This is a genomic window from Rhizobium sp. 42MFCr.1 (assembly GCF_000377185.1).
Taxonomy (GTDB): Bacteria; Pseudomonadota; Alphaproteobacteria; order Rhizobiales; family Rhizobiaceae; genus Rhizobium; species Rhizobium altiplani.
Window position 1 is genome coordinate 57,145 of the sequence record NZ_KB897834.1, and the last position, 25,572, is coordinate 82,716.

General features: G+C 58.1%; 26 protein-coding genes and 4 pseudogenes. 22 read left to right on the top strand and 8 right to left on the bottom strand.

Features of this window, described 5'->3' with window-relative positions; all coding sequences use genetic code 11:
* The first annotated feature begins 31 nt into the window (after window positions 1-31).
* The 4 genes from C934_RS0117370 (at window position 32) to C934_RS0117385 (ending at window position 4,249) form a co-directional block, all read left to right on the top strand.
* Complete coding sequence (locus C934_RS0117370) at window positions 32-1,069, top strand: LacI family DNA-binding transcriptional regulator (RefSeq protein ID WP_018857927.1); 1,038 nt, start codon at window positions 32-34, stop codon at window positions 1,067-1,069.
* A 29-nt stretch (window positions 1,070-1,098) separates the two neighbouring features.
* Window positions 1,099-3,036: a DUF5054 domain-containing protein gene (locus C934_RS0117375; RefSeq protein WP_018857928.1), complete on the top strand. Its 1,938-nt coding sequence runs from the start codon at window positions 1,099-1,101 to the stop codon at window positions 3,034-3,036.
* Window positions 3,037-3,575: 539 nt separating this feature from the next.
* On the top strand, window positions 3,576-3,830 hold the full coding sequence (locus tag C934_RS0117380; protein ID WP_026371868.1) for a type II toxin-antitoxin system Phd/YefM family antitoxin: 255 nt from the start codon (window positions 3,576-3,578) through the stop codon (window positions 3,828-3,830).
* Window positions 3,827-4,249, top strand: a complete 423-nt coding sequence (locus tag C934_RS0117385; RefSeq protein ID WP_018857931.1) for a type II toxin-antitoxin system VapC family toxin — start codon at window positions 3,827-3,829, stop codon at window positions 4,247-4,249. The genes C934_RS0117380 and C934_RS0117385 overlap by 4 nt, the downstream gene beginning before the upstream one ends.
* A gap of 45 nt (window positions 4,250-4,294) precedes the next feature.
* Here the strand turns inward: C934_RS0117385 and C934_RS0117390 are convergent, their stop codons facing one another.
* Entirely contained in the window at window positions 4,295-4,450 is a 156-nt protein-coding gene (locus tag C934_RS0117390; RefSeq protein ID WP_245267963.1) for a hypothetical protein, read from the bottom strand.
* Window positions 4,451-4,877: 427 nt separating this feature from the next.
* Window positions 4,878-5,564, bottom strand: coding sequence for a FadR/GntR family transcriptional regulator (locus tag C934_RS0117395; RefSeq protein WP_018857933.1), 687 nt, complete (start codon window positions 5,562-5,564; stop codon window positions 4,878-4,880).
* Window positions 5,565-5,727: 163 nt separating this feature from the next.
* Between C934_RS0117395 and C934_RS0117400 the strand changes: the two genes are divergently transcribed.
* The 7 genes from C934_RS0117400 to C934_RS0117425 all read left to right on the top strand — a co-directional run bounded on the left by C934_RS0117400 (window position 5,728) and on the right by C934_RS0117425 (window position 12,907).
* A complete protein-coding gene (locus C934_RS0117400) occupies window positions 5,728-6,522 on the top strand; it encodes a transporter substrate-binding domain-containing protein (protein WP_018116614.1) in 795 nt (264 codons plus the stop codon).
* A gap of 70 nt (window positions 6,523-6,592) precedes the next feature.
* The gene (locus C934_RS0117405) at window positions 6,593-7,267 is read left to right on the top strand and encodes an amino acid ABC transporter permease (protein ID WP_018116615.1); all 675 of its coding nucleotides are present in this window, start codon (window positions 6,593-6,595) and stop codon (window positions 7,265-7,267) included.
* On the top strand, window positions 7,264-8,001 hold the full coding sequence (locus C934_RS0117410; protein ID WP_018857934.1) for an amino acid ABC transporter ATP-binding protein: 738 nt from the start codon (window positions 7,264-7,266) through the stop codon (window positions 7,999-8,001). The genes C934_RS0117405 and C934_RS0117410 overlap by 4 nt, the downstream gene beginning before the upstream one ends.
* 28 nt (window positions 8,002-8,029) lie before the next feature.
* Window positions 8,030-9,301 carry a cysteine desulfurase-like protein gene (locus tag C934_RS0117415; RefSeq protein WP_018857935.1) on the top strand — a complete coding sequence of 424 codons (1,272 nt, stop codon included), beginning with the start codon at window positions 8,030-8,032 and terminating at the stop codon, window positions 9,299-9,301.
* Window positions 9,301-10,713 (top strand): dihydropyrimidinase, encoded by a 1,413-nt coding sequence (gene hydA, locus C934_RS0117420; protein ID WP_018857936.1) that lies wholly within the window; start codon window positions 9,301-9,303, stop codon window positions 10,711-10,713. Before C934_RS0117415 ends, hydA begins: the two co-directional genes overlap by 1 nt.
* Window positions 10,714-11,043: 330 nt before the next feature.
* Window positions 11,044-11,469 (top strand): BA14K family protein, encoded by a 426-nt coding sequence (locus C934_RS33750; RefSeq protein ID WP_083929867.1) that lies wholly within the window; start codon window positions 11,044-11,046, stop codon window positions 11,467-11,469.
* 331 nt (window positions 11,470-11,800) lie between these two features.
* Entirely contained in the window at window positions 11,801-12,907 is a 1,107-nt protein-coding gene (locus tag C934_RS0117425) for a Fic family protein (RefSeq protein WP_018857937.1), read from the top strand.
* Window positions 12,908-13,735: 828 nt separating this feature from the next.
* Here the strand turns inward: C934_RS0117425 and C934_RS33755 are convergent.
* Window positions 13,736-14,110: a DUF983 domain-containing protein gene (locus C934_RS33755; RefSeq protein WP_083929868.1), complete on the bottom strand. Its 375-nt coding sequence runs from the start codon at window positions 14,108-14,110 to the stop codon at window positions 13,736-13,738.
* Between the two features lie 53 nt (window positions 14,111-14,163).
* Window positions 14,164-14,580, bottom strand: a complete 417-nt coding sequence (locus C934_RS0117435) for a DUF983 domain-containing protein (RefSeq protein WP_018857939.1) — start codon at window positions 14,578-14,580, stop codon at window positions 14,164-14,166.
* A 312-nt stretch (window positions 14,581-14,892) separates the two neighbouring features.
* Here C934_RS0117435 and C934_RS0117440 point away from each other — a divergent pair, with 312 nt between their 5' ends.
* Window positions 14,893-16,269, top strand: a complete 1,377-nt coding sequence (locus C934_RS0117440; protein ID WP_026371870.1) for an aminotransferase-like domain-containing protein — start codon at window positions 14,893-14,895, stop codon at window positions 16,267-16,269.
* Between the two features lie 24 nt (window positions 16,270-16,293).
* Here C934_RS0117440 and C934_RS32055 read toward each other — a convergent pair.
* A pseudogene (locus C934_RS32055) lies at window positions 16,294-16,734 on the bottom strand (type II toxin-antitoxin system HicB family antitoxin); the annotation flags it as partial.
* 44 nt (window positions 16,735-16,778) lie between these two features.
* On the opposite strand from C934_RS32055, the pseudogene C934_RS35670 reads away from it, so the two are divergent.
* From C934_RS35670 to C934_RS0117485, 10 genes and pseudogenes are all read left to right on the top strand, one after another.
* Window positions 16,779-16,865: pseudogene (locus C934_RS35670) on the top strand (transcriptional regulator); the annotation flags it as partial.
* Window positions 16,858-16,983: pseudogene (locus C934_RS36320) on the top strand (nucleotidyl transferase AbiEii/AbiGii toxin family protein); the annotation flags it as partial. The pseudogenes C934_RS35670 and C934_RS36320, both read left to right, overlap by 8 nt.
* Before the next feature lie 185 nt (window positions 16,984-17,168).
* Window positions 17,169-17,363, top strand: a pseudogene (locus C934_RS0117450) (LysR substrate-binding domain-containing protein); the annotation flags it as partial.
* 29 nt (window positions 17,364-17,392) lie between these two features.
* On the top strand, window positions 17,393-17,893 hold the full coding sequence (locus C934_RS0117455; RefSeq protein ID WP_026371871.1) for a GNAT family N-acetyltransferase: 501 nt from the start codon (window positions 17,393-17,395) through the stop codon (window positions 17,891-17,893).
* A gap of 122 nt (window positions 17,894-18,015) precedes the next feature.
* Window positions 18,016-19,017 (top strand): LacI family DNA-binding transcriptional regulator, encoded by a 1,002-nt coding sequence (locus C934_RS0117460; RefSeq protein WP_026371872.1) that lies wholly within the window; start codon window positions 18,016-18,018, stop codon window positions 19,015-19,017.
* Between the two features lie 148 nt (window positions 19,018-19,165).
* A complete protein-coding gene (locus C934_RS0117465) occupies window positions 19,166-20,200 on the top strand; it encodes a sterol desaturase family protein (protein WP_018857946.1) in 1,035 nt (344 codons plus the stop codon).
* Complete coding sequence (locus C934_RS0117470) at window positions 20,197-20,508, top strand: MocE family 2Fe-2S type ferredoxin (RefSeq protein WP_018857947.1); 312 nt, start codon at window positions 20,197-20,199, stop codon at window positions 20,506-20,508. The genes C934_RS0117465 and C934_RS0117470 overlap by 4 nt, the downstream gene beginning before the upstream one ends.
* A gap of 74 nt (window positions 20,509-20,582) precedes the next feature.
* A complete protein-coding gene (locus tag C934_RS0117475; protein ID WP_018857948.1) occupies window positions 20,583-21,527 on the top strand; it encodes a substrate-binding domain-containing protein in 945 nt (314 codons plus the stop codon).
* Between the two features lie 51 nt (window positions 21,528-21,578).
* A complete protein-coding gene (locus C934_RS0117480) occupies window positions 21,579-22,784 on the top strand; it encodes an NAD(P)/FAD-dependent oxidoreductase (RefSeq protein ID WP_018857949.1) in 1,206 nt (401 codons plus the stop codon).
* The gene (locus tag C934_RS0117485; RefSeq protein WP_018857950.1) at window positions 22,784-23,617 is read left to right on the top strand and encodes a sugar phosphate isomerase/epimerase family protein; all 834 of its coding nucleotides are present in this window, start codon (window positions 22,784-22,786) and stop codon (window positions 23,615-23,617) included. The genes C934_RS0117480 and C934_RS0117485 overlap by 1 nt, the downstream gene beginning before the upstream one ends.
* Before the next feature lie 321 nt (window positions 23,618-23,938).
* Here the strand turns inward: C934_RS0117485 and C934_RS0117490 are convergent, their stop codons facing one another.
* The 3 genes from C934_RS0117490 to C934_RS0117500 form a co-directional block, all read right to left on the bottom strand.
* The gene (locus C934_RS0117490; RefSeq protein WP_018857951.1) at window positions 23,939-24,160 is read right to left on the bottom strand and encodes a hypothetical protein; all 222 of its coding nucleotides are present in this window, start codon (window positions 24,158-24,160) and stop codon (window positions 23,939-23,941) included.
* Between the two features lie 294 nt (window positions 24,161-24,454).
* Window positions 24,455-24,973 (bottom strand): RES family NAD+ phosphorylase, encoded by a 519-nt coding sequence (locus C934_RS0117495; protein WP_026371874.1) that lies wholly within the window; start codon window positions 24,971-24,973, stop codon window positions 24,455-24,457.
* Complete coding sequence (locus C934_RS0117500) at window positions 24,970-25,359, bottom strand: antitoxin Xre/MbcA/ParS toxin-binding domain-containing protein (RefSeq protein ID WP_025662317.1); 390 nt, start codon at window positions 25,357-25,359, stop codon at window positions 24,970-24,972. Before C934_RS0117500 ends, C934_RS0117495 begins: the two co-directional genes overlap by 4 nt.
* Between the last annotated feature and the right edge of the window lie 213 nt (window positions 25,360-25,572).

Sequence of the window (25,572 nt, forward strand, 5' to 3'; positions counted from 1 at the left end):
GTGAACACGTTTTCATTTTGTTGATGCATTGATGACCGCACGAAATGACAGAAAGAGCGCCCGTGCGACGGCGGATCTCGTGGCCCGAGAAGCGAATGTCTCGCGCGTCGCCGTGTCCCGCGCTTTCAATCCGAATGCATCGTTGAAGCCGGAAAAGCGCGACCGAATCCTGCAGATTGCCCGCGAACTGAATTACACGCCGGACATGGCGGCCCGATCGCTTGTTACGCGCCGCTCGCATCTGGTTGGCATGATCGTGCCTGATGTCTGTTCACCCTGGGAAAGCCAGGAGATCGACGCGCTGACGACGGCGCTGCAGGCCGAAGGCTTCGCCACCTTGCTGTTCAAGGCCAAGGCCGATTTCAGCATGGACCAGACACTGCTTACCTACATGCGCGGCTTCAACCCCGATTCTGTGATCGCCTTCACGGAAAATGTCGATGCCGACGTTTTGAGCGGCTTTCTCGACCGCGCCGTGCCGATCTACGTGATCTACGACGACGGTGCGCAATTTGCGGACACATCCTCCAGCCTTTACGACCGGCTGCTGGTGCGCCAGCGGGACGGTATCGAGCAAGCCGTTGCGCTGCTGCAGGGGTACGGTGTGCGTCGCGTTGCCTATCTGGGCGGCAAGCGCCAGTCGCTCGCCAACCGAGAGCGCGAGCTGATGATCACCAGGATCCTCGTCGAGCGCGGTATGCAGCCGCCGACAGTCATCGATGGCGATTATACCTACGATACCGCTTATCGGGCCACGCTCGACCTTTTCCGGGTCGAGGACGGTGCGGACGCGATCTTTGCCGCCAACGACGTCGGCGCATTCGGGGCGATTGATGCCCTGCGCCATGATCTTGGACTTTCGGTGCCGGGAGACGTCAGCGTCATCGGATTCGACGACATTCCGCAGTCGCACTGGAAAGCTTACAATCTCACCACCGTCCGGATCGATCTCGAGGACCGCGTCCGCGCCCTCGTTCGCCTCATTCTCCGGCGTCTGAGGAATCCCGACGACGGTCCATTGACCGAAACGCTCGGCACCAGGCTCGTCGTGCGTGGCACAGTGGGTTGATAGAAATTGATCGGCTGATTGAAATGGAAATGACAGAAAAGCGCGTGCATCTGGTCTTCAAGACGCATCTCGACATCGGCTTCACCGATCACGCGGAAAAGGTCCGCAAACAGTATCACGACCGGTTCATTCCTCAGGCAATCGAGACGGGCGCGCACTTCTTCGCCGAGAACCCGGATGAGCCGCGCTTCGTCTGGACGACCGGCGCCTGGCTGATCTGGGATCATTTGAATTCCCGCTCGCCGACAGAGGTCAAGCGTCTGGAACAGGCGATTGAGCACGGTCTCATCCGCTGGCACGGCCTGCCCTACACGACGCATACGGAACTGATGTCGCCGGCGCTTTTCCGTGCCGGCCTCTCCTATTCGCAGGAACTCGACCGCCGTTTCGGCAAGAGGACGATCGCCGCCAAGATGACCGATGTGCCGGGTCATACGCGCGGGATGGTGCCGATGCTCGCCGAAGCCGGCATTCGTTTCTTGCATCTGGGCGTCAACACAGCCTCTCCACCACCGAACGTGCCGGATGTCTTCCGCTGGCGAGCCCCGGGAGGCGAGGAGATCGTCGTCATGTACCAACGTTCCTATGGCGAGACCTATTTTCCGGAAGGCATGAGCGATGCACTGAGTTTTGCCCATACCAGCGACAACATCGGCCCGCAGAGCGTGGCTCAGACTGTGGACGTCTATCGCGAGATGCGCCACAAGGCGCCAACTGCTGTCATACGCGCCGCGACACTCGAAGATTACGGCGCAATCCTCTGGGATGCCCGCGAACGGTTCCCGGTGCTCGATATCGAACTCGGCGACAGCTGGATCCACGGAAGCGCCACGGATCCCCAAAAGACCGCCCGGTTCCTCGCATTGCAACGCCAGTATGACCGTTTCGCTGACGACGGGCTGACACCGAGCCGGCTCGCATTCGGGCGCGGCCTGGCAATGGTCGCCGAACACACGTGTGGCGTTGACATCAAGACCTATCTCCGGGACGACAAGGCCTGGTCGCGGAAGGACTTCGAAGTTGCGCGGGCATCCGACTACCGGTTTGCCTATTCGGAAGCTTCCTGGGCCGAGCAACGGGCCTATATCGACAAGGCTGTCTCGATGCTGGGGTCTGACGACCGCGAGATTGCCGAAGCGGCCATTTCCAGGCTCGCCGCACCCGCCCTGCCAGCGATTTCGGCTCGGGCCGCAACGATCAGTGCCGGCCGATGGGAAGCTCAGATCGACCCGGTAACCGGAGATCTCACGGCCCTTGTCACGCCCGCCGGACGTAGGATTGAAGGCCAAACTGACGCAGAGGGACGACGTTCTCTGATCGCATACCGCTACGAGAGCTACGACGCCGCCGACATGGCGCGGCATATGGACACCTATCTCACGCATCGGCAAGAATGGGCGATCCTCGACCACGACAAGCCGGGTCTTGCCGCTTCTGGAGCCGGTCTCTCCAAGGCCTTCGTGCCGGTGCTGACGGCTGCAGAGGGATCCTCCGCCGTCCTCTCCATGCCCAAACAGGCAAACGGGCAGTATGGCGCGCCGCCGATCTTGTCGCTGCATCTGGAGGAGGGGGAGGGGTTGGTTCTAACGTTCGTGTTGCGCGGCAAGCCCGCGAACCGAATGCCGGAGGCAAGTTTCCTGTCTTTCACGCCGGCCGGCGCATCAGACTGGAGTTTCAACAAGATGGGCCTCTGGCACTCATCGGAGCGCATTGCCGAAAGTGGCGGGGCACAGCTTCAGGCGGTCGCTGCCGCGCGCGAGGCCTCCACTTTGACGATCGAGCCGCTGGATACGCCGCTAGTGGCGCCGCAGAGCTGGGACTTCATGACCTTCTGCAGGACGCGCCCGAGCTTTGCCGAAGGCATCCGCTTCAATCTGCACAACAATAAGTGGGGAACCAATTTCCCCATGTGGTGCGAGGGCGATATCGTCGCCCGCTTCCGGATCACGGAATCCACCGGATACTGAAGTCTACAAAGTGAGAAACTGGTCCGGGGCCGGTCGGAAAAGGGCCGCATGCCATTGAAACAGCCGCTCCGTCGTCAGTGGTTCCGAGCAATCGATTGTAGCATCGAGCGTGATATGGACGATGCCCTCATGGGTCATGTCTCAAGATAGGGTACAAATGCGGAGAATGGTACGCATAATCTCCGCATTTATGCGGAGATTGCTGTTGGTAGTCTCCGCATCTTACTACTGCACGTCATTTCGACCGACAGCGTCCGGCCTCACTCTGACAACGAATGTCTATGGCCCGGTGCGAGCAAAACGAACTCCAGCACCTTTGAGCGTCCGTCGGTCAGCGGAAACACTAGGCTTGGTAAATCTAGAACTTGGAAATCCGTGAGTCCCGTTACAGGTCATTGTCTAGCCTGGACAATTTGTTGTCAGAGGAAAACAAAACAAAGGGGTCATCGGTTCCAACCCGTTTAAGGCGGCTAACTTGGATATTGCTCCACATTCAACCGTATCCTATATGTAGGTATGTTCCTACATGGAGGAATTCTATGAGCATCACAAGTTTGTCTAGCCGAGAGTTGAACCACGACGTGAGTAGGGCAAAGAAGGCTGCAAAAAAAGGACCTGTAGTTATTACAGATCGCGGGAAGCCGTCACATGTGTTGATGACGTACAGCGATTTCGTGCGCCTGACCGGCAAGCGCCGCAATCTCGTCGATGCTCTTTCAATGCCTGGTTTGTCGACGATCGAATTGGATCCGCCGAGAGCCGAAATTGCACCTCGCGAGGTCGATCTGTCTTGAAGTACCTGCTGGATACAAACGTCGTCTCCGAGTTGCGAAAAGTTGGAGACGGTAAAGCAGACGCCAATGTGACAAAGTGGGTCGGGGCGCAAGATTCAAATGACTTGTTCATTTCCGCGATTACGATCCTGGAAATTGAGCGCGGGATATTAACCATCCAACGTCGCGACGCCGCCCAGGGCTCTCGCTTGCGAGGATGGATGGATAGTCGTGTTCGCCCTGAATTCGCCGAGCGAGTTCTGCCAATCGATGACGCGATAGCGACGCGTTGTGCCCACTTACATATTCCAGACCGCCGCAACGAGGCTGATGCTTTGATCGCCGCTACCGCGCTGGTTCACGGTTTAACTGTAGTCACGCGTAATGTTCAGGATTTCGATGATACGGGCGTGATCGTCGTTGACCCGTGGCAAGACTGAACTCGGCGCGGGCACCCGCTAGGGATGTCCTTTTAATTCCTTAGATCACCCCAGAGTTTTTTGTGATCGCCAGAGGCTGGATAGCCCCTCAGGCGCGATCCGGCCGATAGAACGCCAAGCACCTTTGAATTCGTCGAGTTCGGTGATCAGCGACAGGATTTCGGGCGTGATCCGCACGGTCGCCGTGTTTAGAAATTCCATATTCCCATCCAATTCTTGGGACACTGTCATGCACTATTTATCCATCCGTTTCCATCCAATTTCCACGAGATAGTTTGTCAGGTCTGTCAGTTGATCGCGAGCTAGATGACTGCCCAGACTTCACTCGAGCGGATTCAGATTTTTGCAGCGAGCGGACGACAGCTATCAGAAATTCGAGACAGTTCTCCTATGTCATTGGCAAGGCACTGGCGGCCGAGGACGAGGACTGGGATTTCTAAGCCTCTGACGTCTCTAAGAGTTCGGATGAGATCGACGCGAAACAACAGTGGGTCGTAGGTTCGACCCTGCTCTAGACCAGGCGAGTCGTGCCCGCGATATATGGCCGGCGTTGTTGACGCGGCTCGCGTTGCTTGTGGGGGGCACCTCTGCTCGATCGAAACCGTCATGATGACCGCGCCACTGAAGTTCACGGGTTCAGCCCCGCGCAGCGCGCCGTGTTGAGTACATGCGTTTCCATTTCAAGGCGGGCGCGTGCCGCATCATTGTCGCTTAGAGCCGCAATGATGCGGCGATGCTCGGCGATCGAGGCCTGCATGCGCGCGGGCTCTGTGATCGGAATCGGTTGGCGCTGCGTTTCCGTCAGCTGCTCGCGCACGACTTGGTAAAGCGCCCGCAGCATGGCATTGCTGCAGGCAGACGCAATGATGCCGTGGAATTCGAGATCGGCTTCGACATTGGCCAGCAGATCCTGTTTGGCCCAGCAATCCTCCATCTGCTTCGTTGCCGCTTCCATCGCCTGCAGCTGATTGCCGGTGAGGCGTCCGGCGGCGAGTGCGGCGATATTGCCCTCAAGCATGATGCGCGTCTGGAAGACGTCGAAGACCGAATAGGTGTCGGAGTAGCGCCAGGGTGCCATATTGCTTCCCGGGGCGCCAGGGTCGGCAACAAAGGTGCCTCGGCCGGCTTCGGTTTTGATCAAGCCCAGAGTTTCGAGAGTCAGCAGCGCTTCGCGTAGCGAGGCCCGGCTGATGCCGAGCTTCAGGGAAAAATCACGCTGCGACGGAATCTTCTGACCGGCGGCGAGTTCGCCGCTCTGGATCATGTCCTGTATCAGTCGGGCCGCCGATTGCGGCACCAAAGTCCTGTTAAGCATTCTTGCGCTTCTCCGACGTCTGATCGGCGCGTCTGGTTCGCCCCGTACATTTAAATCCATCACGCGCTTGCAAATGACAAGATACCATGATTGATTTGGCCTGACTGGTCAGACCGGTTAGACCATTAGCAAAAATACGCGCCATAAAACAAGGGGAACCTAGATGCGTCATTTTTCCTTTCTGAAGACTGCGGTGATTTCGGGCGTTCTCGCCTTCGCCAGCCATGCATCCCTTGCCGCCGATCTTTCCGTCGGCGCCAATATCGGCAATGTGCCATGGGAATTCCAGGATGAAACCGGCAAGACCGTCGGCTTTGAAGTCGATCTCATCACCGAAATTGCCAAGCGCCTCAACAAGTCCGTCGAATTCGTCAACATCCCGTTCAACGGCCTCTTTTCTGCCGTCCAGTCGGGCCGAATCAACATGGCCGTCTCGTCGATCACCATCACCGAGAAGCGCCTGGAATCGGTTAGCTTTGCCCAGCCCTACTATGACAGCGACCAGTCGCTTACTGTCATGGCTACCGCCGGCATCAAGGATCTCTCGGGCATGAGCGGCAAGGTGGTTGGCGTCGACACGGGTTCGACTGGCGACGTGTGGGCAACCACCAACACCGCCAAATACAGCCTCGGCGAAATCCGCCGCTTCGAAGGCCTGCAACCGGCCATGCTCGATCTCGCTGCCGGCCGCATCGACGGCTATATCAGCGATATTCCGGCGCTGCAGTATTACGTAAAGGACAAGCCGACAATCAAGGTCGTCGAGCGTATCCCGACCGGCGAAAAATACTCGATCATGTTCAACAAGGGCGACCCGTTGGCCAAGCAGGTCAACGACGTGATTACGACACTGAAGGGCGAGGGCTTCATCGCCAAGCTGCACGAAACCTGGTTCGGCGCGAAGGCCGAGGATACGACCTCTACAATCAAGGTCGCCGACATGCCTGCTGCTAAGTAAGGCCGGATGGTTCAGGCCACGGATGGCGGCTTGTCCGCCATCCGCCCCACAACGACCGACCGGTGCCTAAATGGATATCTTTACGACCTTTTTTAATCTGGCGGTGCTGGAGCGCTCTTTTCCGCTGCTCCTCTCCGGCCTCTGGATCACCCTCGAACTTGGCGTCGTCAGCATCGTTGGCGGCCTGGCGGGTGGGTTGATCCTCGCGCTCCTGCGCCTCTATGGCGCGACGTTTCTCCAAGCGCTTGCCAAGATCTATATCGACATCTTCCGCTCAATTCCGCTGCTTGTGCTGCTCATCGTGATCTACTATGCCTTGCCTTTCGTCGGCATCCGGCTCTCGCCGTTCCTTTCGGCCGCCGCTGCCTTGACGATCGTTTCGACGGCTTACACGGCGGAGATCTTTCGCGCCGGCATCGAAGCCATTCCGCGCGGCCAGTTCGAGGCCTCGGAAGCGCTCGGACTTTCCTATCGTCACATGATGGTGGAAATCATTCTGCCGCAGGCGATCAAGATCGTCATTCCGCCGCTGACGAACAACTGCATCAACGTGATGAAGGATACGGCGCTGGCGTCCGTTGTCGCCATGCCAGATTTGCTGAAGCAGGCAACGCAGGCGCAGGCATTGATGGCAAATCCCTCGCCGCTCATTGGCGCAGCCATCATCTACGTCGCGTTCCTGTGGCCGCTGGTCAGCATCGTTGCCCGTCTCGAAAAACGCTTCAGTGCCGGGAGGCGTCGATGAAAACCATTGTCAGTATCCACAACCTCAACAAGTCTTATGGCAATTTCCAGGTTCTTCACGGCATCGATCTGGCAATCGGCGAAGGCGAGGTCGTGTGCGTCATCGGCCCCTCGGGCTCCGGTAAATCGACGCTGATCCGCTGCATCAACCACCTGGAGAGCTTCGCAAATGACAGCCACGTCGAGGTCGATGGCATCAAGGTGGAGCGCGGGCGCAATCTGGCGCAAGTGCGCGCAGAAGTCGGAATGGTGTTCCAGTCCTTCAACCTCTTCCCGCATCTGACGGTCATGAAGAACATCATGATCGCGCCGATGCGGGTACGCGGCACACCGCCTGATGAGGCCGCCCGCAAGGCGCGCGAACTACTTGCCCGCGTCGGTATCACCGAGCAGGCGGAGAAGTATCCGGAACAGCTGTCCGGCGGCCAGCAGCAGCGAGTGGCGATCGCCCGCGCGTTGGCGATGGAGCCGCGCGTACTGCTCTTCGACGAGCCCACCTCGGCGCTCGACCCGGAGATGGTGGGCGAAGTGCTCGACGTCATGCGCACGCTCGCCGGCACCGGCGTCACCATGATCGTGGTTACGCATGAGATGGGCTTTGCCCGTCAGGTCGCCGACCGTGTCATTTTCATGGATGGCGGCCGGATAGTGGAAGCCGGCACACCCGCCGAGATATTCGACAATCCGCGGGAGGAGCGCACGAAGAGCTTCCTGCGCGCCGTTCTCAATCACTGACAATAAAGACAAGGTTCCGGAGGACCACATGGAGACGCAACGCCCACTCGACATCGACTTTGTCAGGAGCCAGTTCCCGGGGCTTCAGCATGGATGGACGTTTTTCGACAATGCCGGAGGCTCGCAGATCCTGAAGCGCGCGGTCGAGCGCATCAATACGTTCCTCTATGACAAGAACGTCCAGATCGGCGGCAGCTACGACGTGTCGCAGCAGGCGGCGAAGGCGCTGATGGAAAGCCGCGTCGCCGCCACACATCTGGTGAACGCGGCGCGACCGGAAGAAATCATCTTCGGGAGCTCGACCACGGTGCTGCTGCAGAATCTGGCGCGCGCCATGCGCAGCCAGCTTTCGGCCGGCGACGAGATCATAGTTACCATTTCGGACCACGAGTCCAATATCGGGCCTTGGGACGGGCTGCGCGACATGGGCGTCGTCGTCAAGTTCTGGCCGCTCGACACCAAGACCTATGAGCTCGACCTTGCCGATCTCGAACCACTGATGAGCGAGAAGACAAGGCTCGTCTGCGTCACCCATGTCTCCAATATTCTCGGCGCCATCAATCCGATCGCCGATATCGCGGCCATGGTGCATGCGCGCGGCGCGCGTATCTGTGTCGATGCCGTCGCCTATGCGCCGCATCGCGCCGTCGATGTCCGAGCGATGGATGTCGATTATTACGTCTTCAGCTTCTACAAGACCTACGGCCCGCACTACGCGATGATGTACGGCAAATATGATTATCTTCTGGAGCTCGATCCGCTTTATCACTTCTTCTATGGGCGCGACAAGGTTCCGGGAAAGCTGGAGCCGGGCAATCCGAACTACGAGCTCGCCTATTCGGTCACGGGGATCGTCGATTATCTCTGCGAACTCGGCGCAAAATCCGGCGCCTCGGGCTCGCCGCGTCAACTGATCCTTGCGGCCTTCGAGGCGATCACCATTCAGGAAAACGCGCTGACGGATCGGCTGCTAACCTATCTGCGCAGCCGCAACGATTGCCGCATCATCGGCGAGACGGCAAACCGCAATGGCCGGCGTATCCCGACGATCAGCTTCGTCTTCGAGGGGCGCAATTCGGAAGATATCTGCAAGGCCATGGACGCCTATAAGATCGCAATCCGTTTTGGCGATTTCCACGCGCGGCGGCTTGGCGACCATGTTGGCCTGCCGCAGTACAATGGCGCCGTGCGCGTTTCCATGGTGCATTACAACACGGTCGATGAGGTCGATGGACTGATTGCGGCGCTTGATGAAATCTTGGGGCGCGACAATGCGGGCCTGAACAAGGGGGCTGCCTGATGCATTTCGATACCATCATCAAGAACGGCACAGTCTTCACCGCGAGCGATACGTTTCGTAGCGATGTCGGGATTCGCGATGGAAAGATCGCTGCGCTGGCCGCTGGTCTTGATGATGCCGATGAGATCATCGATGCCACCGGCCTCTATGTCATGCCCGGCGGCATCGACAGCCATGTCCATATCGCCCAACCCTCGGGCGACGGGATCGTCATGGCCGACGATTTCGCGAGCGGTACCCTTTCGGCCGCCTTTGGCGGGAACACGACGATCCTGCCTTTCTGCCTGCAGGAAAAGGGCACGACGCTGCGTGAATCGCTGAAGGATTACCATGCCAAGGCCGATGGCCAGTGCCATATCGACGTATCGTTTCATCTGATCCTCAGCGATCCCACGGCCTATGTGCTCGGGCAGGAGCTTCCGGCGCTTGTCGAGGATGGCTATACCTCGCTCAAGGTCTTCATGACCTATGAGAACCTTCGCCTGCGCGACGACCAGATCCTCGATACATTGGACAGCGCCCGCCGTTCCGGCGCGCTCGTCATGGTCCATTGCGAGAATGAAGACGCAATCCGCTATCTGATCGGCAAACATGAGCGGAATGGCGATCTGGCGCCGAAATTCCACGCGCTGAGCAGGCCTGCCGCGGCCGAGCGCGAGGCGACGCATCGGGCGCTTTCGCTTGCCGAAATCGTCGATACGTCGATTGTCATCGTCCATGTCTCGAACCGCCAGGCGATGGAAGAAATCGAGCGGGCCCGCAAGCGCGGCGGCAAGGTCGCGGGCGAAACCTGCCCGCAATATCTGCTGTTGACGGCAGACGATCTCGATGCCGCCGAGCTTGAGGGCGCGAAATTCGTTTGCTCGCCGCCGCCGCGGGACAAGGAAAGCCAGATTGCCTGCTGGGAAGGCCTGCAGAATGGCACGTTCGAACTTTTCTCGTCCGATCATTGCCCCTTCCGTTACGAGGATGAGGGAGGCAAGCTCAACGAGAAGGGCAAGCGGAATTTCCGTTGGATTCCAAACGGCATTCCCGGCGTCGAGACGCGGTTGCCCATTCTGTTTTCGGAAGGGGTGAGCAAAGGCCGGATCGATATCAACCGCTTTGTGGCGCTGTCATCCACCAATCATGCCAAGCAATATGGCCTCTATCCGCAGAAGGGCACGATCGCGATCGGCTCGGATGCCGATATTGCCCTCTGGGATCCGTCGAAGAAGGTGACCATCACTAACGACATCCTGCATCACGGCGCCGATTACACACCCTATGAAGGTCTTGAGGTCCAGGGCTGGCCCGTGCGCGTCATCCTGCGTGGCGCGACGATCGTTGATGGAGAGGCGTTCACCGGCGCTGCGGGTCAGGGTGCCTATCTTCGCCGGGCGAAAGTTGGCGTCGTATCGCAAAATAGATAAATGCGAAAACGCTCTTTGGTTCTGCGCAGCTTGGCGAAGTATAGTGGTTGAAAGCTGGAGAAAGGGTGCTACCGCAGAACTATAGCCATTTCCCGTTCTCGGCGTTTTCGCATTTTGGTGGGGGGAAGCCGATACAGGTCTTTGCCTTGGCACGAAAGCGGCCATCGAAGGCGCAACTGTTGTAGAGAAGTCTGCCAAGGGGCATTTCATCATCGGCTGGTCGCGTGCAAGGTGGCCAAGGATCGCTTCGGGAGCACCTATTTGCTTGTAGCTACACGGAACGATTGTCGTCATACTACGCTCAACGTCGGTTGAGGAGCAGGGCAAACCATGGACAAGTTAGGCCCGGTAGCGTTTGGACTGATCATAAGCGTTCTCGGCATCACACCAGCTCAAGCGTTTCCGGCAATTAGTCCACCCGGGATCCAATTGCCGCAGCAAACAGAAACCGTGCAATGGCGTCACGGAGGCGGCGGCCCATACGGCGATTACGGTGTAATCGTCGGCGGCGCATTAACACGGCCTCACTACGGTCCCTACCGGGCTACATATTACGGCTCGTTCTACGGGTATCAGCGCCGGCCAGATAGCTCTTATTGGCCGTACCGCGGGTATGAACCGTCAGTCGCCTATGAGGGCGGCGGTCATGTGAGTTGGTGCTATGCGCGCTATCGTACGTACAGGGCATTCGACAATACGTTCCAGCCTTACTACGGCCCCCGTCGCGAATGTGTCGGACCATATCGATGGCGCTAATCGCCTATCTCCTACCGCCAGGTGCCCTAGTCTACGTTTCGAACGCCCTTCTGACGGATTCGAGCGTTATTGCGGCGATGCCGTTCGCCTCTCTGCGCCCTGTTCGATCCGGAATTCATTGCAGATCGCATTGAGGACTAAGCGTCATTTGCGTAGGTACATTGCTGCGCCCGCCGTCTCGGTGGGGGCCCGAAGCCGCTTTTCTCTAGTAGCCGCAAAACCTCGCGTGCCCTACCCAAACAGCGACGATCGGCAGGCTGAGCGATAGCCAAGCTTGCCATAGCTCATCAATACAGATAATCATGAGTTATAGAAGGGTGGTCTATAGCTCATGCAATGGAACTGGCAGAACGCAGATTGGCCGCGTTTCAGGTACGACACTGCAAGCTTGATCCCGTTGGAGCAGAAATTTCTGCAATCCGCCGGCGAGGTCATCGGTGCTGTTCGGCATTTCAATGAGGATGACAGTAGTCAGCTTCGTATTGAACTGCTGAGTGACGAGGCGATCAAAACCTCAGAGATCGAGGGAGAGTTTCTCGACCGGGCAAGCGTCCAATCATCACTCCGCCGACAGTTCGGGCTCAATACAGATGACCGACAGGTTCGCCCCCAAGAGCGGGGGATCGCCGAGATGATGGCGGATGTCTATCGAAACTGGCATCAGCCGCTGCATCATGAGGAGCTGTTCCATTGGCACTCAATGCTGATTGCAGGAAATCGATACATTGAAACGGTGGGCGCTTACCGCCAGCATGCCGACGCCATGCAGATCGTCTCAGGCAGACTGGACAAACCGACAGTACATTTTGAGGCTCCCCCATCTCGCCAAGTTGCCGCTGAGATGGAAGGCTTCACCGCATGGTTCAATCAATTCGGACCAAGCGGTCAAACACCACTTCAGGCTTTAACGCGCGCCTCGGTCGGCCATCTTTACTTTGAAAGCATACATCCATTTGAAGATGGCAACGGCCGCATTGGGCGCGCGCTCGCCGAGAAGTCGCTGGCTCAAAACATAGGGCAGCCCAGCCTGATCTCACTTGCCTTCACAATCGAGAAAAACCGAAAGGCCTATTATTCCGAACTTGAGCGCCACCAGCGCACACTCGATATCACTGGTTGGGTCCTCTTTTTCTCAGAAACGATCCTCGCCGCCCAACAGGCGACGCTTGAGCGCATAGATTTCTTCATTCAGAAAGCAAAATTTTACGATCGGTTTAGAGACCGCCTGAACGAGCGGCAAGAAAAGGTAATCGCGCGAATTTTCAAAGAGGGCATAGCGGGTTTTAAGGGAGGCCTAAGCGCGGAGAACTACATTTCGATTACAGCCACATCCCGCGCCACAGCCACACGCGATCTTCAGCAACTCGTAGAGATCGGTGCCCTTACGCGCACGGGCGAACGTCGGCATACCCGTTACGCGCTGCTGCTGCAGAACTAAATTCGCCGTGTGTGAGCTTCATCGAAGTCGGTATCCTGCCGAACGACGGTTCTATTCCGCTTAAGACCGCTAGGCTGAGGAAAATCAGCGTGATATTTCCTCAGCGACAATCTTGGCTCGCAGCTCAACGAGGGTTGCGTTTCTACACCGATGGTCATGAGATGGCCTGTCACACAAGTTGATGCCTCCTTCGACCGCATAGCGGTCAAGCGATCGCAGTTCTTCTTCGCTGAATTCAAGCTTCTCCAGCACCTTTGCATTTTCTACGACCTGATCGATCGAACTTGCCCAATGAGTGTCGACGTGACTCGCTCATCACGCAGTACCAAAGGCAGCGACAGTTGGGCCAAGGCTGACCGGCCTGCCGGCGATCGCGTTCAACGCAATCGGAAAATGTGGCACTCCGGGAACGTCTCTAAGCTTGGCACATTTGGTACCATTATGGGAAGCTCAAGTCCAAACCGAGCATCCTGCTAAAGGTGAAGGCGACTAGCCCTACGCCTATTAGTGCTAGCATGAAGACTGCAGCCATCTTGCCGCCGGTGCGTAGCATAGCTTGCGTTTCCCCCTTCTCCCCCTGATCGTAGTGCCACTTGATGGCGAAGAACATGGCGATGCCTAACGCCAGTAGCTTAAAAGTAACGAAGACTATAGGTACCCAATCCATAATGAAGGCTCTCATGTGCATCATGACGACCAATTGTGTAGCCGTATGCGCAAGCACCCCGGCTACCGGCTTGACACGTCAACGCGTTTTCAATTCGGTCTGCGATTGCTGGTGTCGATATCAACCGCGCTCGGTGTGCGATTGCGTGGCTCCCGTCGAACCTAGTCGGGGTCGATCATTCCCTCTGTTGCGTTGAAGCGGAACCGGCTGCTGATAAGCCGGCCTTTCAACGCCCGAAGGGGCAGAAGACAAGCGAGAAGCACGGGCGGAAAAGCGGCGAAGAGGTGGACCCAGACAGAAGGCGAATAAGCAACCTGGATCCGCCACGCCAGCGCAACACCTGTTACCCATATGAAGCAAATTACAAAGAACGCCAGTCTATCCGCCGGCGCGGCCAAAGAACGATCGGGGCCACAAACTTCGCATTTAGGCTTCACAGTTAGAAAGCCAACATAACGCTGGCTTTGCCCGCACTGGGGACACAGCCCTCGCAATTCAGTTTTGATTGACGACGGCGGAGGCCATTGGTTGGTCATTTTCGTGCGTTCCAAGAATTGATCGGATGTGTCTGTGCCCACAGGAGCCGACGTCAGTCGTGCTCGATTTGCGGCTCGGGTGCAGTAGGCCTCACGTAGTCGCGGTCGATTTTTCCTTCCTCTGCCTTGAAGAAGAACTGACTGTTGATCAGCCAGCCCTTCAATGGCCGGAGCGGCAAAAGACATGCCAGCAGTACCAGCGGGAGAGAGGTGAATAGGTGCACCCATATTGAGGGGGAATAGGCAACCTCAATCCAACATGCCACCGCGACGGCCGGCACGCATGTGAAGCAGATCACGAAAAACGCCGGCCCGTCTGCGGGATCGGCGAAGGAGTAGTCGAGGCCGCAAACTTCGCATTTGGGCTTCACAGTCAAAAAGCCGTCAAAAAGATGCCCTTGCCCGCACTGGGGACACAATCCGCGCAGTCCCGTTTGAATGGGTGGCAGTGGAGGCCATTCCATCGTCATCGCGTTACACTTCCAGAATTGATTGAATTAATGTATGCATACAATAATCCAATCAACTCCTACAGTTTACAATTTGTCGCAGCTGTCAGCGCGTACCTGAACGTGATTGACCGGTTCAGTTTTAGGCCTGAACACCGCCGCAACCTCGACGCATCTGGGAGCTGCCACGCGATCACTACTCCAGCAAAACATCATTTCTGTTATTATGGCTCCGAATTTCTGGGCCATTCATCCCGGCCCAAGCTCCTTGACAATCAGGAGAAATATATGGAGTTTATATGGATACAATGTGGTTCCATTGAATGGAAATCGATGACTGCGGCATCTTGGACACCTCACCTTGGCACCCGCGAGGGACCCATTTATCTATCGATTGCGGATGCCTTGGCCGAGGACATCGCAAGTGGTCGATTGGCCGAAGGGGTGCAACTTCCAACGCAGCGCAAACTCGCTGACGACCTCGGCATCGACTTCACCACAGTTAGCCGAGCCTACTCGGAGGCCCGCAGCCGTGGCCTGATTGAAGGCAAGGTGGGTCAAGGGACATACGTGCGATCAAAGCGTGGCGCGCGACCTTCACAGCAGCCCTCTGGCGTCGTCGACATGAGCATGAACCTGCCGCCGCGGTTTTTCGATCCCGTCCTGGAACAGAGAATGTGGGATGGGGCGAAAGAGCTTCAGGAACAGGGCTTGGACCTCCTGCTAAGGTATCAGGAACCCGGCGGCATCATGGAGGATCGTATCGTCGGCGCGTCTTGGCTTTCAAGGCGGCTTCCGGGGATATCGCCTGATCGTGTGGTAGTCGCCTCAGGCGCGCAGGGAGCGCTTCACGCCATTCTCAGCGTCCTGACAGAGCCCGGCGATGTCGTCTGCGCGGAAGAACTCACGTACCCCGGATTCCGCTCGATCGCATCCCATCTCAGGCTCAAATTGGCACCGGTTGCAATGGACGATCACGGGCTTATTCCGGACGCTTTTGCGCAGGTATGCAGGGAGGCAAAGCCGAAAGCGCTCTATTGTATGCCAACGCTTCACAATCCGACTACACGGACACTGCCCGTTCATCGAAGGCACGATCTCGTAAATGTTGCGCGGACATATGGCGTGCCGATTATCGAGGACGACGCGTATAGCGCCCTTGTCCCGGCCCCGCAACTGCCACTCGCAGCACTGCTGCCCGAGGCGGTCTATCATGTGGCGAGCTTATCCAAATGCCTGTCTCCCGCCCTTCGAGTCGCATATGTCGCCGTGCCGGAAGGTCGTACGCAGAGGGTGGCCAACGCGATCCGGGCGTCGGCGTCAATTGTTTCTCCGCTCACGAGTGCTCTCGCGTCTCAATGGATAGAGACGGGAGTAGCGGATGTTGTCAGAAGCGACATAGTCAAGGAAACAGTGAAGCGCCTGGATGCCGTCAAGGCGCTCCTTCCGTTCGATGTCGAATCCTCTCCGGGCGGCTTCCACGTGTGGCTTAAGGTTCCTGAACCTTGGACGCGAGGCGAACTGGTTTCCAGATTGCGTTCGATAGGGATCGGTATCGTCACCAGCGACGCCTTTGCAATTGCGTCCGCGCCCGAAGCCATACGACTTGCGCTTGGCGCTCCGGTGAACCTGGAGGAACTTACACGTGCCCTCCGGATTTTGGCAGACCTTCTAGCCCAGCAGCCCGCGTTCTCGACGATGGTGGTCTGACCGAAGAATCGCAAGGCCTCGACCATCCTCACCGTCGTCCGCTAAGGCCCCTAGCCGTTTCTCTGCGTAGTTATCGTCGTAGTCGTCGTTTGCGTGGCCGATCTCATGCTTGGCAGCTCGGACCAAGAAGCCTGATCGGCTCAACCCATGGGCTTCGGCGAACGCATCGATTGCCTTTAGGACATCTTCTGGCGGAGTGATATTTACGCGAACCGCTCTTTTGGCTTCCGTCTTGACGCCAACTAGAATTGCAACGCCGTCTTGGTTCTGCGCGTCTGCCATCGCCGCCTCCAGTGTGGAGGGTTAGGGAATTGCTTCGCCGTCTTCGGCTAGACCTTCGATGTGTAGGGCTAAGGCTTCTTCGGCCATAGCTCGCGCATCGTCGAGGTCAGTTCCAGCAGTGATCAGGCCAGGAAAATCGGGAAAGGACACGCCGTAATCACTGTCAGCGTCCAAGCGCAACATAATATGCCTCCCTATCCTCAATGAGTGAAGGATGAGGTTCTCGTCCTGGCGAAATCGCTGACCAAGCCGAGCGTGGTGGCGTTGGCACTGTAATCCGTCCGTACATCGAGGCACTGACCGCAAATAGCTAAGGAAATCAGAAACCTCAGCGTTTCGGTCCGCGCCCGCCTACTGCAACTCGGCAAGGCAAGCGGGCAGCGTTTTGATCTGGTTCTGACGCGTTTCGCCCTTGAACGGTTATTGTTTCGGTCGCTACCGCCGGCTGTGGAGCGATTGCAAGTCGATTGCGTCGACGAAGTGAATAACGGGGTCTTCGGTTCGTATCCGCTCAAGACCTTTAAGAATGTTGTGACAGACCTAAAGGTCGTTAGGATGAGCGCGTGGGGTCGCACCAATACGTCATCAACACGATAGTGGACTAGTGTCGGGGACGGAGCGTGGATGGCGTCGGCCTGGGCTTCGTCATGGAGGATAGTGTCGCCGACCATCTTGCGGGCGGCAGGCTGGTCCGGGTGCTCGACGACTGGTGCCCGACATTTCCGGGCTATCATCTATACTACCCGAGCAGGTGGCAAACTTCCGCCGCGTTTTCGGTGCTGGTCGAGGCGCTTCGCTACCGCGGTGAATGAGCCTGCAAAGCATGGAACTGGAAAGCAAAATGGAACCGGAAACCAGCGACGAGTGTGAGACGACCGTGAGGTCAGCAACAAAGGCAGACATCGATCTCCTTGGCATGTACGGAGCGGAGCTTGTCTCGATCCACCACGGCTGGGATGCGCGACGCTTTATCGCCGGAGGCCCTAGAACTCCGACGGCATATTCGAGCCACCTGAGAGGTCAACTCGACAAGCCGGACGTCCTGGTTCTCGTTGCGGAGATCCATGGAAAGGTTGTCGGATACGCTTATGCGGGTCTTGAGGGATCCGATTATATGGCACTGCGTGGGCCGGCTGGCGCTATCTATGACATCTTCGTCGAGGAGAGCCACCGTCGACGAGGAGCCGGTCGAGCTCTGCTGACGGCAGTGGTCGGCGAATTGGGAGGGCGAGGGGCGACACAGATCGTCTTGTCGACGGCGCATCGCAACGACGACGGCCAACGTCTCTTCGCCTCCATGGGTTTCGAGCCAACGATGGTGGAAATGACCCTCCAGCTTTGAACTGCGGCCTCGATTGGCAACCGCTTTTGGATCGCCTGATGGGCGCCACCAAGTTGGCGAACCTCGACAAGATTGCAAACCGGCGGTTCCCATTGGATAATTCCGCGACACGCGGGGGGAACATGAGCAAGGCGAATTACACGGACATTGCCCGCGAGGCAGGCGTGGGGACGGCCACCGTCGAGCGAGTGATGAATGGGCGAGGGGGCGTCAGGCCGGAACTGGTCGAGAAGGTCATTATTGCCGCGCGCAGTCTGGATTATCCGCGCGTGCTTCCCGATACCCATCGTGGCCTGCTGCGGGTTGACGTTTTGATGGTTCGTCCGGAAACCACGTTTTATCGGCGGCTCTCCAAGGCATTTGAGCAGATCGCCCATAGCATTGATCCGCTGGTCGTCGTCCACAGGCGCTTCGTCGAGGAAATGAACCCGCAGGAAATCGCTCGCGCGGTCACAGCGGCGGACTACCCGCGAGCTGGGCTTATTCTCGCCGTTCCCAACAGCCCGCTGGTCAAGGCGGCGGTGGAAGCTGTGGCAGCGCAGGGTATCCCCATCGTCCATGTGGTTACGCGCGCGTCTGAGGATCAGGTCGAATTTGTCGGAATAGACAACTATGCCGCCGGCCGCACGGCGGCGCATTTCATCTGCCGGATGGTTCGGTCGCAGGGACCGGTTGTCGCCCTTTGCCACCCTATCTACCAGGTGCATCGCGATCGGATCCGCGGCTTTTCCGAGTACTTCCGTGATCACCCCGGTTCGATCAACTTCGAGTGGCTCGGCTTTACCCGCGACGAGGAGCGGTTCGGTGCGGAGACCTTGATCATGGCGATGCAAAAATATCCAAACCTCGTCGGGCTCTATAATGCCGGTGGCGCGAATTCCGCCTTGATCGACGTTCTCCGCCGCAGCGACCGGGGCAGAGACATTCTTTTCGTCGGTCACGAACTGACCGACTACACCCGCACGGCGCTGCGGGACGGTATCATGGACGTGGTGCTGGATCAGGCGCCCGAAGCACAGGCGCAGCGCGCCCTCGACATCGTGCTGCACCGCGTCGGTCTTACGAAAATCGAGCCTGACCGTAACCCCATTCGCTTCATCACGATCACCGCCGAAAGCCTTTGATCTATTTTGATCAATGAAGTCTTCGCAGGTTTCAGTGTCTCCTGCTAGTTTCAAAAGCGGGAGGAGAGCCGGCGTTTCAAGGGAAACGACACGGATTCAGGCGCTTGGCCACTCCTTTCCGTAAAAGGATTTGCCGAAGGAGAGCGCCATGGACGACCTGAAATACGGGACGAGGAACAAGCGAGGCGACTGGGCGCCGAACAAGCCGGTCGAGACTGCGCCGCTGTTCGTCTTTCCCCCAAAGCTGTTGGCAATCGCAAAGTGGCTGCCGCACTATTTCTTCCCCTGGAACGTCATCTTCGCGGCTTCTGCCGTCGCCTATTGGGCTTTGATCATTCCGTCGGTCGAGACGCTGCAGACGTTGAGTGTTGGGTGGGCACTTTGGCTCTATGCGGTCAACGCAGCCTGCGTGTTCCTGTTCTACGGAGCCTTCGAGCTTCAGCTCTATGTGTTGAAGCGGCAGGAAAACCGCTTCAAGTACAATGGCAAATTCCCGGCTAATCAGAAGAACAACGTCTTCTGGTTTGATCGCCAGAACCTCGACAACATGTTGCGTACATTCCTGTCGGGCGTGACGATCTGGACGGGCATCGAGGTCGTGATGCTCTGGGCTCATGCCAATGGCTATGCGCCGTGGCTGAGCTTTTCGGAAAATCCGTGGACACTGGCGCTTGTCGCTCTCGTTGTTCCTATCGTCCATGAGTTCCACTTCTTCTGCATCCACAGGCTCATCCACACGCCGTTCCTCTACAAGTGGGTGCACTCGGTACACCACAATTCGGTGAATCCGTCGCCCTGGTCGTCGCTGTCGATGCATCCGGTGGAACATCTCCTTTATCTCGGGACCGCGTTTTATCACCTCATTCTGCCGTCAAACCCGATCCTGATGCTCTATCAGCTTCACTATGCGGGCTTCGGCGCAATCCCCGGTCATGTGGGCTTTGACAAGGTGGAAGTGGGTGAAGACAAGCTCGTCGACAGCCACGCCTATGCACATTACCTGCACCACAAGTATTTCGAGGTGAACTACGGCGATGCGCTGATCCCGCTCGATAAGTGGTTCGGGACCTGGCATGACGGCTCTGCCGACGGCGAGGCCCGCATGCAGGAACGCTATCGCAAGCGCAAGGAAAGGCTCTCCGCCCGCAAGGCTTCCTCCGAACTGCAGGGAGCCGCCAAATGAGCTGGGTATCCGCATGCAAATTCGAAGACATCGAACAGGAAGGCGCGATCCGCTTTGATCATGAAGGCCGCACCTATGCGATCTACCGCGGACCGGATGACAGCATCTACTGCACGGCCGGTCTCTGCACCCATGAGAAGATCCATCTTGCGGACGGGCTCGTCATGGACTTCGAGGTGGAATGTCCCAAACATTCCGGCGCTTTCGACTATCGGACGGGGGAGGCCATGCGGCTTCCGGCCTGCGAGAACCTCAAGACCTATCCGGCGGAGGTGGTTGATGGAGAGGTTCGTGTGGCCCTCGGTTAGGCCACGCTTCAGCCAATAGCCCATCGGGCTTCCGGAGTGCAATCGGGGTGATCCGGCACCTTACGGAGGATGACATGAAATCAGTGTGCTTGGCGGCTGCTCTGGCCGCCACGATGGGAAGTGCTGCCTTCGCTGAAACGATCGGCGTCTCGATGCAAAGCTTCGACAACAACTTCCAGACGCTTCTGCGTGAAGGCATCACTGCCCGGGCATCGCAGGTCGATGGTGTCAGCGTGCAGGTGGAAGATGCCCAGACGGACATTTCCAAGCAGCTGAACCAGGTCAACAACTTCATAGCCGCCGGTGTCGATGCCATCGTCATGACGCTGACAGACACGTCTGCTGCCCCCGGCATCAGCGAAGCCGCGGAGAAAGCCGGCATTCCTCTGGTCTATCTCAACCTTGAACCCGACAATTCGGGCAAGTTGCCGGAAAAGCAGGCCTATGTCGGTTCGAAGGAAACGGATTCCGGCAGGCTTGGCGCAGAAGCGGCATGTTCGCTTCTGAAGGAGAAGGGAAAGGCCAGCGATGCGCAGGTCTACATTCTGATGGGCGATCTGGCTCACCAGGCCTCGCGCGATCGCACCAACTCCTTCAAGGAAGCGTTGGCGGCCGGAGATTGCAAGGGTGTCACGATTGCGGACGAGCAGTCCGCCGCCTGGAACCGCACGACCGCAATGGACCTGACGACGAACTGGATCACCGCGGGTAAACCGATCGATGTCGTCTTTGCAAATAACGATGAAATGGCCATCGGCGCCGTTCAAGCGTTGAAGGCAGCGGGCGTTTCTATGAACGATGTGATTGTCATCGGTATCGACGCGACCCAGGATGCCCTTGCCGCAATGGCTGCCGGTGACCTTGATGCGACCGTCTTCCAGAACGCAAAGAGCCAGTCCGCAAGTGCAGTGGATTCTGCAGTCGCACTTGCGCGCGGCAAAGCCATCGACAAGCAGGTCTGGGTGCCCTTCGAACTCGTCACGCCGAAGAACATGGCCGACTACACAAACAAGAACTGATCCTTCCGACCGGCGCATGAAAGCGCCGGCCACTTTTCAAGGGGAGAACGCATGAGCGGGATCGTCATTATCGGCGCCGGAGAAGCCGGCACGCGCGCAGCCTTTGCCTTGCGGGAGGCTGAATACGGCGGAGCCATTGCTATGGTCGGCACCGAGCCGAACATGCCTTATGAGCGACCGCCTCTCTCCAAACCACTGGACGGGGCAGTGCAGATGAAAGCGATCTGCTCCGCTGAGGCACTGGACGCTGCCGGCATCGAGTATTTTCCCGGCAGATCGGTGTCTTGGATTGATCCGCACGAGCGGCGCGTCGTTTTGAGCGACGGACAGGCGCTGGCTTATGACAAATTGCTTCTTGCGACGGGCGCGCGCCCCAGGCAGTTGTGCTGCCCTGGCGCGGAACGGGCACTTGATTTCCGGACTTTCGCGGACGCGTCCACGATCTTCTCACGCGTGGAGAGCGCCAGAACCGTCGCCATCATCGGTGGCGGACTGATCGGCATGGAGCTTGCAGCAGTGCTGCGCGGCAAGGGGGTTGCTGTCAACATTGTCGAGGCTGCATCAAGGCCGCTCGGTCGCGCTGTGCCGGCACGATTTGCGCAAAGCCTGCACGCCCGCCACGTGGAGGAGGGCGCAGGCTTTTATCTCGGACAGGGCGTTGCTGAAGTCAGATCCGATAGCGTCGTGCTGGCTGATGGCAAGCAGGTTCCCGCCGATATTGTTGTTGCAGCAATTGGCGTCGTGCCGAACATTGAACTTGCACAAGCAGCAGGGCTTGCGACGGATAACGGCATTCTGACGGACAGCTTTCTGCGCACGAGCGATCGACATATCTTTGCTGCAGGCGACTGTGCCGCAGTAGCCCAGGCAGGGGGTGGCCATGTCCGGTTCGAAAGCTGGCGCAACGCGCGCAACCAGGCCGAGACTGCCGCCCGCAATATGTGCGGTGCGAACGAGACCTTTGCTGCGATGCCCTGGTTCTGGTCGGATCAGTATGATCTCGGCCTGCAGGTCGCTGGCGTGCCGCAGCCGCGGCATCAGATCGTCCTCCGCTCGCTTGACGCGGGTGTGCTTGAATTCTATCTCGAAGACGGCCGCCTCGTTGCTGCCGCAGGACTTGGCACCGGAAACAGCCTTGCCAAGGAAATCAAGCTGGCGGAGCTACTGATCATGGCGGGTGTCAATCCAGATGCTGCTGATTTGGAAGACCCGGCGGTCAATCTGAAGGCCCTTCTCAAAACTGCGCGGGCTGCGTGATGCAGGAGTTGTTGTTCTTTCAGTCGCTCTGGGCCATGGAGCGCCGCCATACCGACGGCCACGAGCGCAGCCTCGAAGAGAACATCGAGATGATTGCGGAAGCGGGCTTCGACGGCATCAGCGCCCACTATACGAAGCGATCGGATGTTGTCGGCCTCAATGAGGCGATCCGGGGCAGGGGGCTGAAGATCGAAGGCGTGTGCTTTCCGCGTTCCGTGGAGGACTTGCGCCTGTCGCTGGAGCTCGCGGCAGAATTTCCGGTCACTCATATCAATTTGCAGCCCGACGTGCGCCTGAGAAGAGTGGACGATTGCCTACCGCTCCTCGACGGCTGGATGCGGCTTGCGCAGGACGCCGGGATTCCCGTTTTCATCGAAACCCATCGCGATCGGATGACGACGGACTTGTACTTCACGCTCGACCTTCTCGATCGGCGACCGGATCTGCCACTCCTTGCCGACCTCTCGCACTTCCTCGTCGCTCGCGAGTTCGCCTTTCCGGTTACGAAGGAAGACGATGCATCCATCCGGCGCATACTTGCCAATGCTCACGCCTTCCACGGCCGTGTCGCCTCGCGTGAACAGGTGCAGATCGAGATCTCCTTCTCGCACCATCGTCCGTGGGTCGATCTCTTCCTGGGTTGGTGGGAGTACGGTTTTCGCGCGTGGCGTGCGCGCGCTTCGGAAGACGCCAAACTGGTCTTTACCTGTGAGCTGGGACCGAAGCCTTACGCGATAACCGGAAGGGATGGTAACGACACGACCGACCGCTGGGCCGAGTCCCTCCTGCTCCGCAAGATGGTGAATGGTCTTTGGAACGCCACCGCACAGTAGAGCCGTCGCCAAAGGCAGCTAACTTTACCGCCGCGCCGCTGGCCATCACGTGATCTTCGGTGCGTTTAAAGGTGCTGCTCGCTCATGAGTTGACGGCCTGCTATCCGGAATGCCGAGGCCGCGGCAAATGTCGCGGCCTGGCTGTCGACAGAGGCGGACAAGGGCCAACCGGGGTCTGTCGGGCCTTGGTGCCGATAAACCCTGCTCACAGAAGAGCTAGAGTACATAGCATAATACCACTTTGACGGGAAAGTTTGGCGCATCCGTTCGAAGAGGATGGCTCAGCCTTTAGGTGGGCAAAGGACGGGCCTGCAGCTCAGCCTATTCGTCGTCGTTTGGCACCAGAACGTCGAAGACTTCAAGGAGAGCCTCTGCAATGGCGGCTCCGAGTGCGTTTCCGGTCGCAGCGATTGCCGGTTCATCCATATCGCGTGCTGCAATCGCCAAGTTTCCACCTTGCTCGGCGACGATTGCTCGTGCCCGCTCGATTGCCCATTGCGCGAAGTCATTCCGGCTTTCGATCGTAACTGTTTCGGTTTCCATGAGCTTTCTTTAGAGATCCTTCAGATTTATCTGGGAAAGTGCCGCTGCGCGTTGAGTTGTGCGTACGCGCTCGTTAGTCGAAGTATCGGTGAGACGCCCGCCTTGCAAGGCCAATGAGCCAATCCGCGTCGCTCCCGCTTCGCATTACTCGCACCAAGACCGATTTGTAATTGCAATGGTGATAAGTGTGGCAATGGCAGCCAGGCGCTTACAAGTCCGGTGACGTCTGACCCCTTGGCATGTTGCGACGAGGCTTTGGTGCAGGACAGGGACAGGTAAGCATCAGGGTCGCCATCAGAGCCAAGACAGTTGGTCTCTTGGCAGCCGCCCGCTTGGGTCGAAAACCTCTACCCGATGGGGCAAGTTCGGTCCCCAGTCCCAGAGCACGAGATTGCGGTCTGTCGGATCCGTGCCGGGCGCAAAACTCGGAACAACTACGCCGGCAATACCCCTGGCCGTAAGCCGGTCGTAGATTGACCAAGAGGACGGCCGGTTGCCGTTCGCAAGCGCTGTCGCCCAGGCGCAGCTCATGTCCTCCAGCGTCACCGAGAATTCCCTCCGGCCCTCATCGGCGGAGAGATCGGCTATATCCTCGCAGTCGATTTCATAAGAGCACAATACACAGGGGTCGATACGGTGAGCGAAACCCTGGTTGGCCTCTTTTATGGCCGTTAAGATGCTCAATCCGAGATAGAGCGCCGGTACGCCTCGGGGATTGAAGCGAGCGCCACGGATCGCCGCACCGTCACCGGACGTCGGTTTGAAAGACCAGCGGGGATCATGGGCTCGGTAGCAGGTTGAGGTAAACCTCACGCAAAGCCACCAACCGCCATGTGATCGAGATAGTCCCTGACCGCCCCGGCCTTGCCGTCCTTGACGAGCGCTTCTGCTGTTCTTCCGCCAAACGCCGGAAGCGGCTGAGCACGGTACCATGCCATGGCTTGTTCTTTGCCACCTGCCCAGTCGCTGACCCGGCTGATGATTTCAAGCATTTCTCGTAGGCGCCCCTGGGCTTTTGCTGCTCCGCTTCGCTCTGCTCTGTAGAGCGTCTCGCGTGATAATCCGGCTGTTTCGGCAAGCTGGCCTCTGGACATCCCAAACCCGTCCGCAACCTGCGCAATGCCGATCTTGCCGGACCTGTCCATGTAGGACAGAATTAAGGGTTCATTTTGAGCGGGTTGCTTGAGAGCCTGTCCCATCATCTTACTGCCATATTCGATGTCACATTTTCCGTACAAAATATATGACATACCTCGGCTCCATTCAAGGAGGCAAAATACACAACGTCGCGGCTACGGGCACGAATTGGATACCGCATGGGCAGAGCCTCCATTGAAGAGATCACCGTGATTGGAACCGACATCGGTCGATATTCTGCGACCGCTGCAATCAGGCGGGGCCCATATAAACAA

What these genes read in the sequence shown, in the direction of transcription:
- C934_RS0117370 (WP_018857927.1), top strand. Translation starts at nt 32, where the DNA reads ATGACCGCACGAAATGACAGAAAGAGCGCCCGTGCGACGGCGGATCTC.
- C934_RS0117375 (WP_018857928.1), top strand. Translation starts at nt 1,099, where the DNA reads ATGACAGAAAAGCGCGTGCATCTGGTCTTCAAGACGCATCTCGACATC.
- C934_RS0117380 (WP_026371868.1), top strand. Translation starts at nt 3,576, where the DNA reads ATGAGCATCACAAGTTTGTCTAGCCGAGAGTTGAACCACGACGTGAGT.
- C934_RS0117390 (WP_245267963.1), bottom strand. Translation starts at nt 4,450, where the DNA reads ATGGAATTTCTAAACACGGCGACCGTGCGGATCACGCCCGAAATCCTG.
- C934_RS0117395 (WP_018857933.1), bottom strand. Translation starts at nt 5,564, where the DNA reads ATGCTTAACAGGACTTTGGTGCCGCAATCGGCGGCCCGACTGATACAG.
- C934_RS0117400 (WP_018116614.1), top strand. Translation starts at nt 5,728, where the DNA reads ATGCGTCATTTTTCCTTTCTGAAGACTGCGGTGATTTCGGGCGTTCTC.
- C934_RS0117405 (WP_018116615.1), top strand. Translation starts at nt 6,593, where the DNA reads ATGGATATCTTTACGACCTTTTTTAATCTGGCGGTGCTGGAGCGCTCT.
- C934_RS0117410 (WP_018857934.1), top strand. Translation starts at nt 7,264, where the DNA reads ATGAAAACCATTGTCAGTATCCACAACCTCAACAAGTCTTATGGCAAT.
- C934_RS0117415 (WP_018857935.1), top strand. Translation starts at nt 8,030, where the DNA reads ATGGAGACGCAACGCCCACTCGACATCGACTTTGTCAGGAGCCAGTTC.
- hydA (WP_018857936.1), top strand. Translation starts at nt 9,301, where the DNA reads ATGCATTTCGATACCATCATCAAGAACGGCACAGTCTTCACCGCGAGC.
- C934_RS33750 (WP_083929867.1), top strand. Translation starts at nt 11,044, where the DNA reads ATGGACAAGTTAGGCCCGGTAGCGTTTGGACTGATCATAAGCGTTCTC.
- C934_RS0117425 (WP_018857937.1), top strand. Translation starts at nt 11,801, where the DNA reads ATGCAATGGAACTGGCAGAACGCAGATTGGCCGCGTTTCAGGTACGAC.
- C934_RS33755 (WP_083929868.1), bottom strand. Translation starts at nt 14,110, where the DNA reads ATGACCAACCAATGGCCTCCGCCGTCGTCAATCAAAACTGAATTGCGA.
- C934_RS0117435 (WP_018857939.1), bottom strand. Translation starts at nt 14,580, where the DNA reads ATGACGATGGAATGGCCTCCACTGCCACCCATTCAAACGGGACTGCGC.
- C934_RS0117440 (WP_026371870.1), top strand. Translation starts at nt 14,893, where the DNA reads ATGACTGCGGCATCTTGGACACCTCACCTTGGCACCCGCGAGGGACCC.
- C934_RS0117455 (WP_026371871.1), top strand. Translation starts at nt 17,393, where the DNA reads ATGGAACCGGAAACCAGCGACGAGTGTGAGACGACCGTGAGGTCAGCA.
- C934_RS0117460 (WP_026371872.1), top strand. Translation starts at nt 18,016, where the DNA reads ATGAGCAAGGCGAATTACACGGACATTGCCCGCGAGGCAGGCGTGGGG.
- C934_RS0117465 (WP_018857946.1), top strand. Translation starts at nt 19,166, where the DNA reads ATGGACGACCTGAAATACGGGACGAGGAACAAGCGAGGCGACTGGGCG.
- C934_RS0117470 (WP_018857947.1), top strand. Translation starts at nt 20,197, where the DNA reads ATGAGCTGGGTATCCGCATGCAAATTCGAAGACATCGAACAGGAAGGC.
- C934_RS0117475 (WP_018857948.1), top strand. Translation starts at nt 20,583, where the DNA reads ATGAAATCAGTGTGCTTGGCGGCTGCTCTGGCCGCCACGATGGGAAGT.
- C934_RS0117480 (WP_018857949.1), top strand. Translation starts at nt 21,579, where the DNA reads ATGAGCGGGATCGTCATTATCGGCGCCGGAGAAGCCGGCACGCGCGCA.
- C934_RS0117485 (WP_018857950.1), top strand. Translation starts at nt 22,784, where the DNA reads ATGCAGGAGTTGTTGTTCTTTCAGTCGCTCTGGGCCATGGAGCGCCGC.
- C934_RS0117490 (WP_018857951.1), bottom strand. Translation starts at nt 24,160, where the DNA reads ATGGAAACCGAAACAGTTACGATCGAAAGCCGGAATGACTTCGCGCAA.
- C934_RS0117500 (WP_025662317.1), bottom strand. Translation starts at nt 25,359, where the DNA reads ATGGGACAGGCTCTCAAGCAACCCGCTCAAAATGAACCCTTAATTCTG.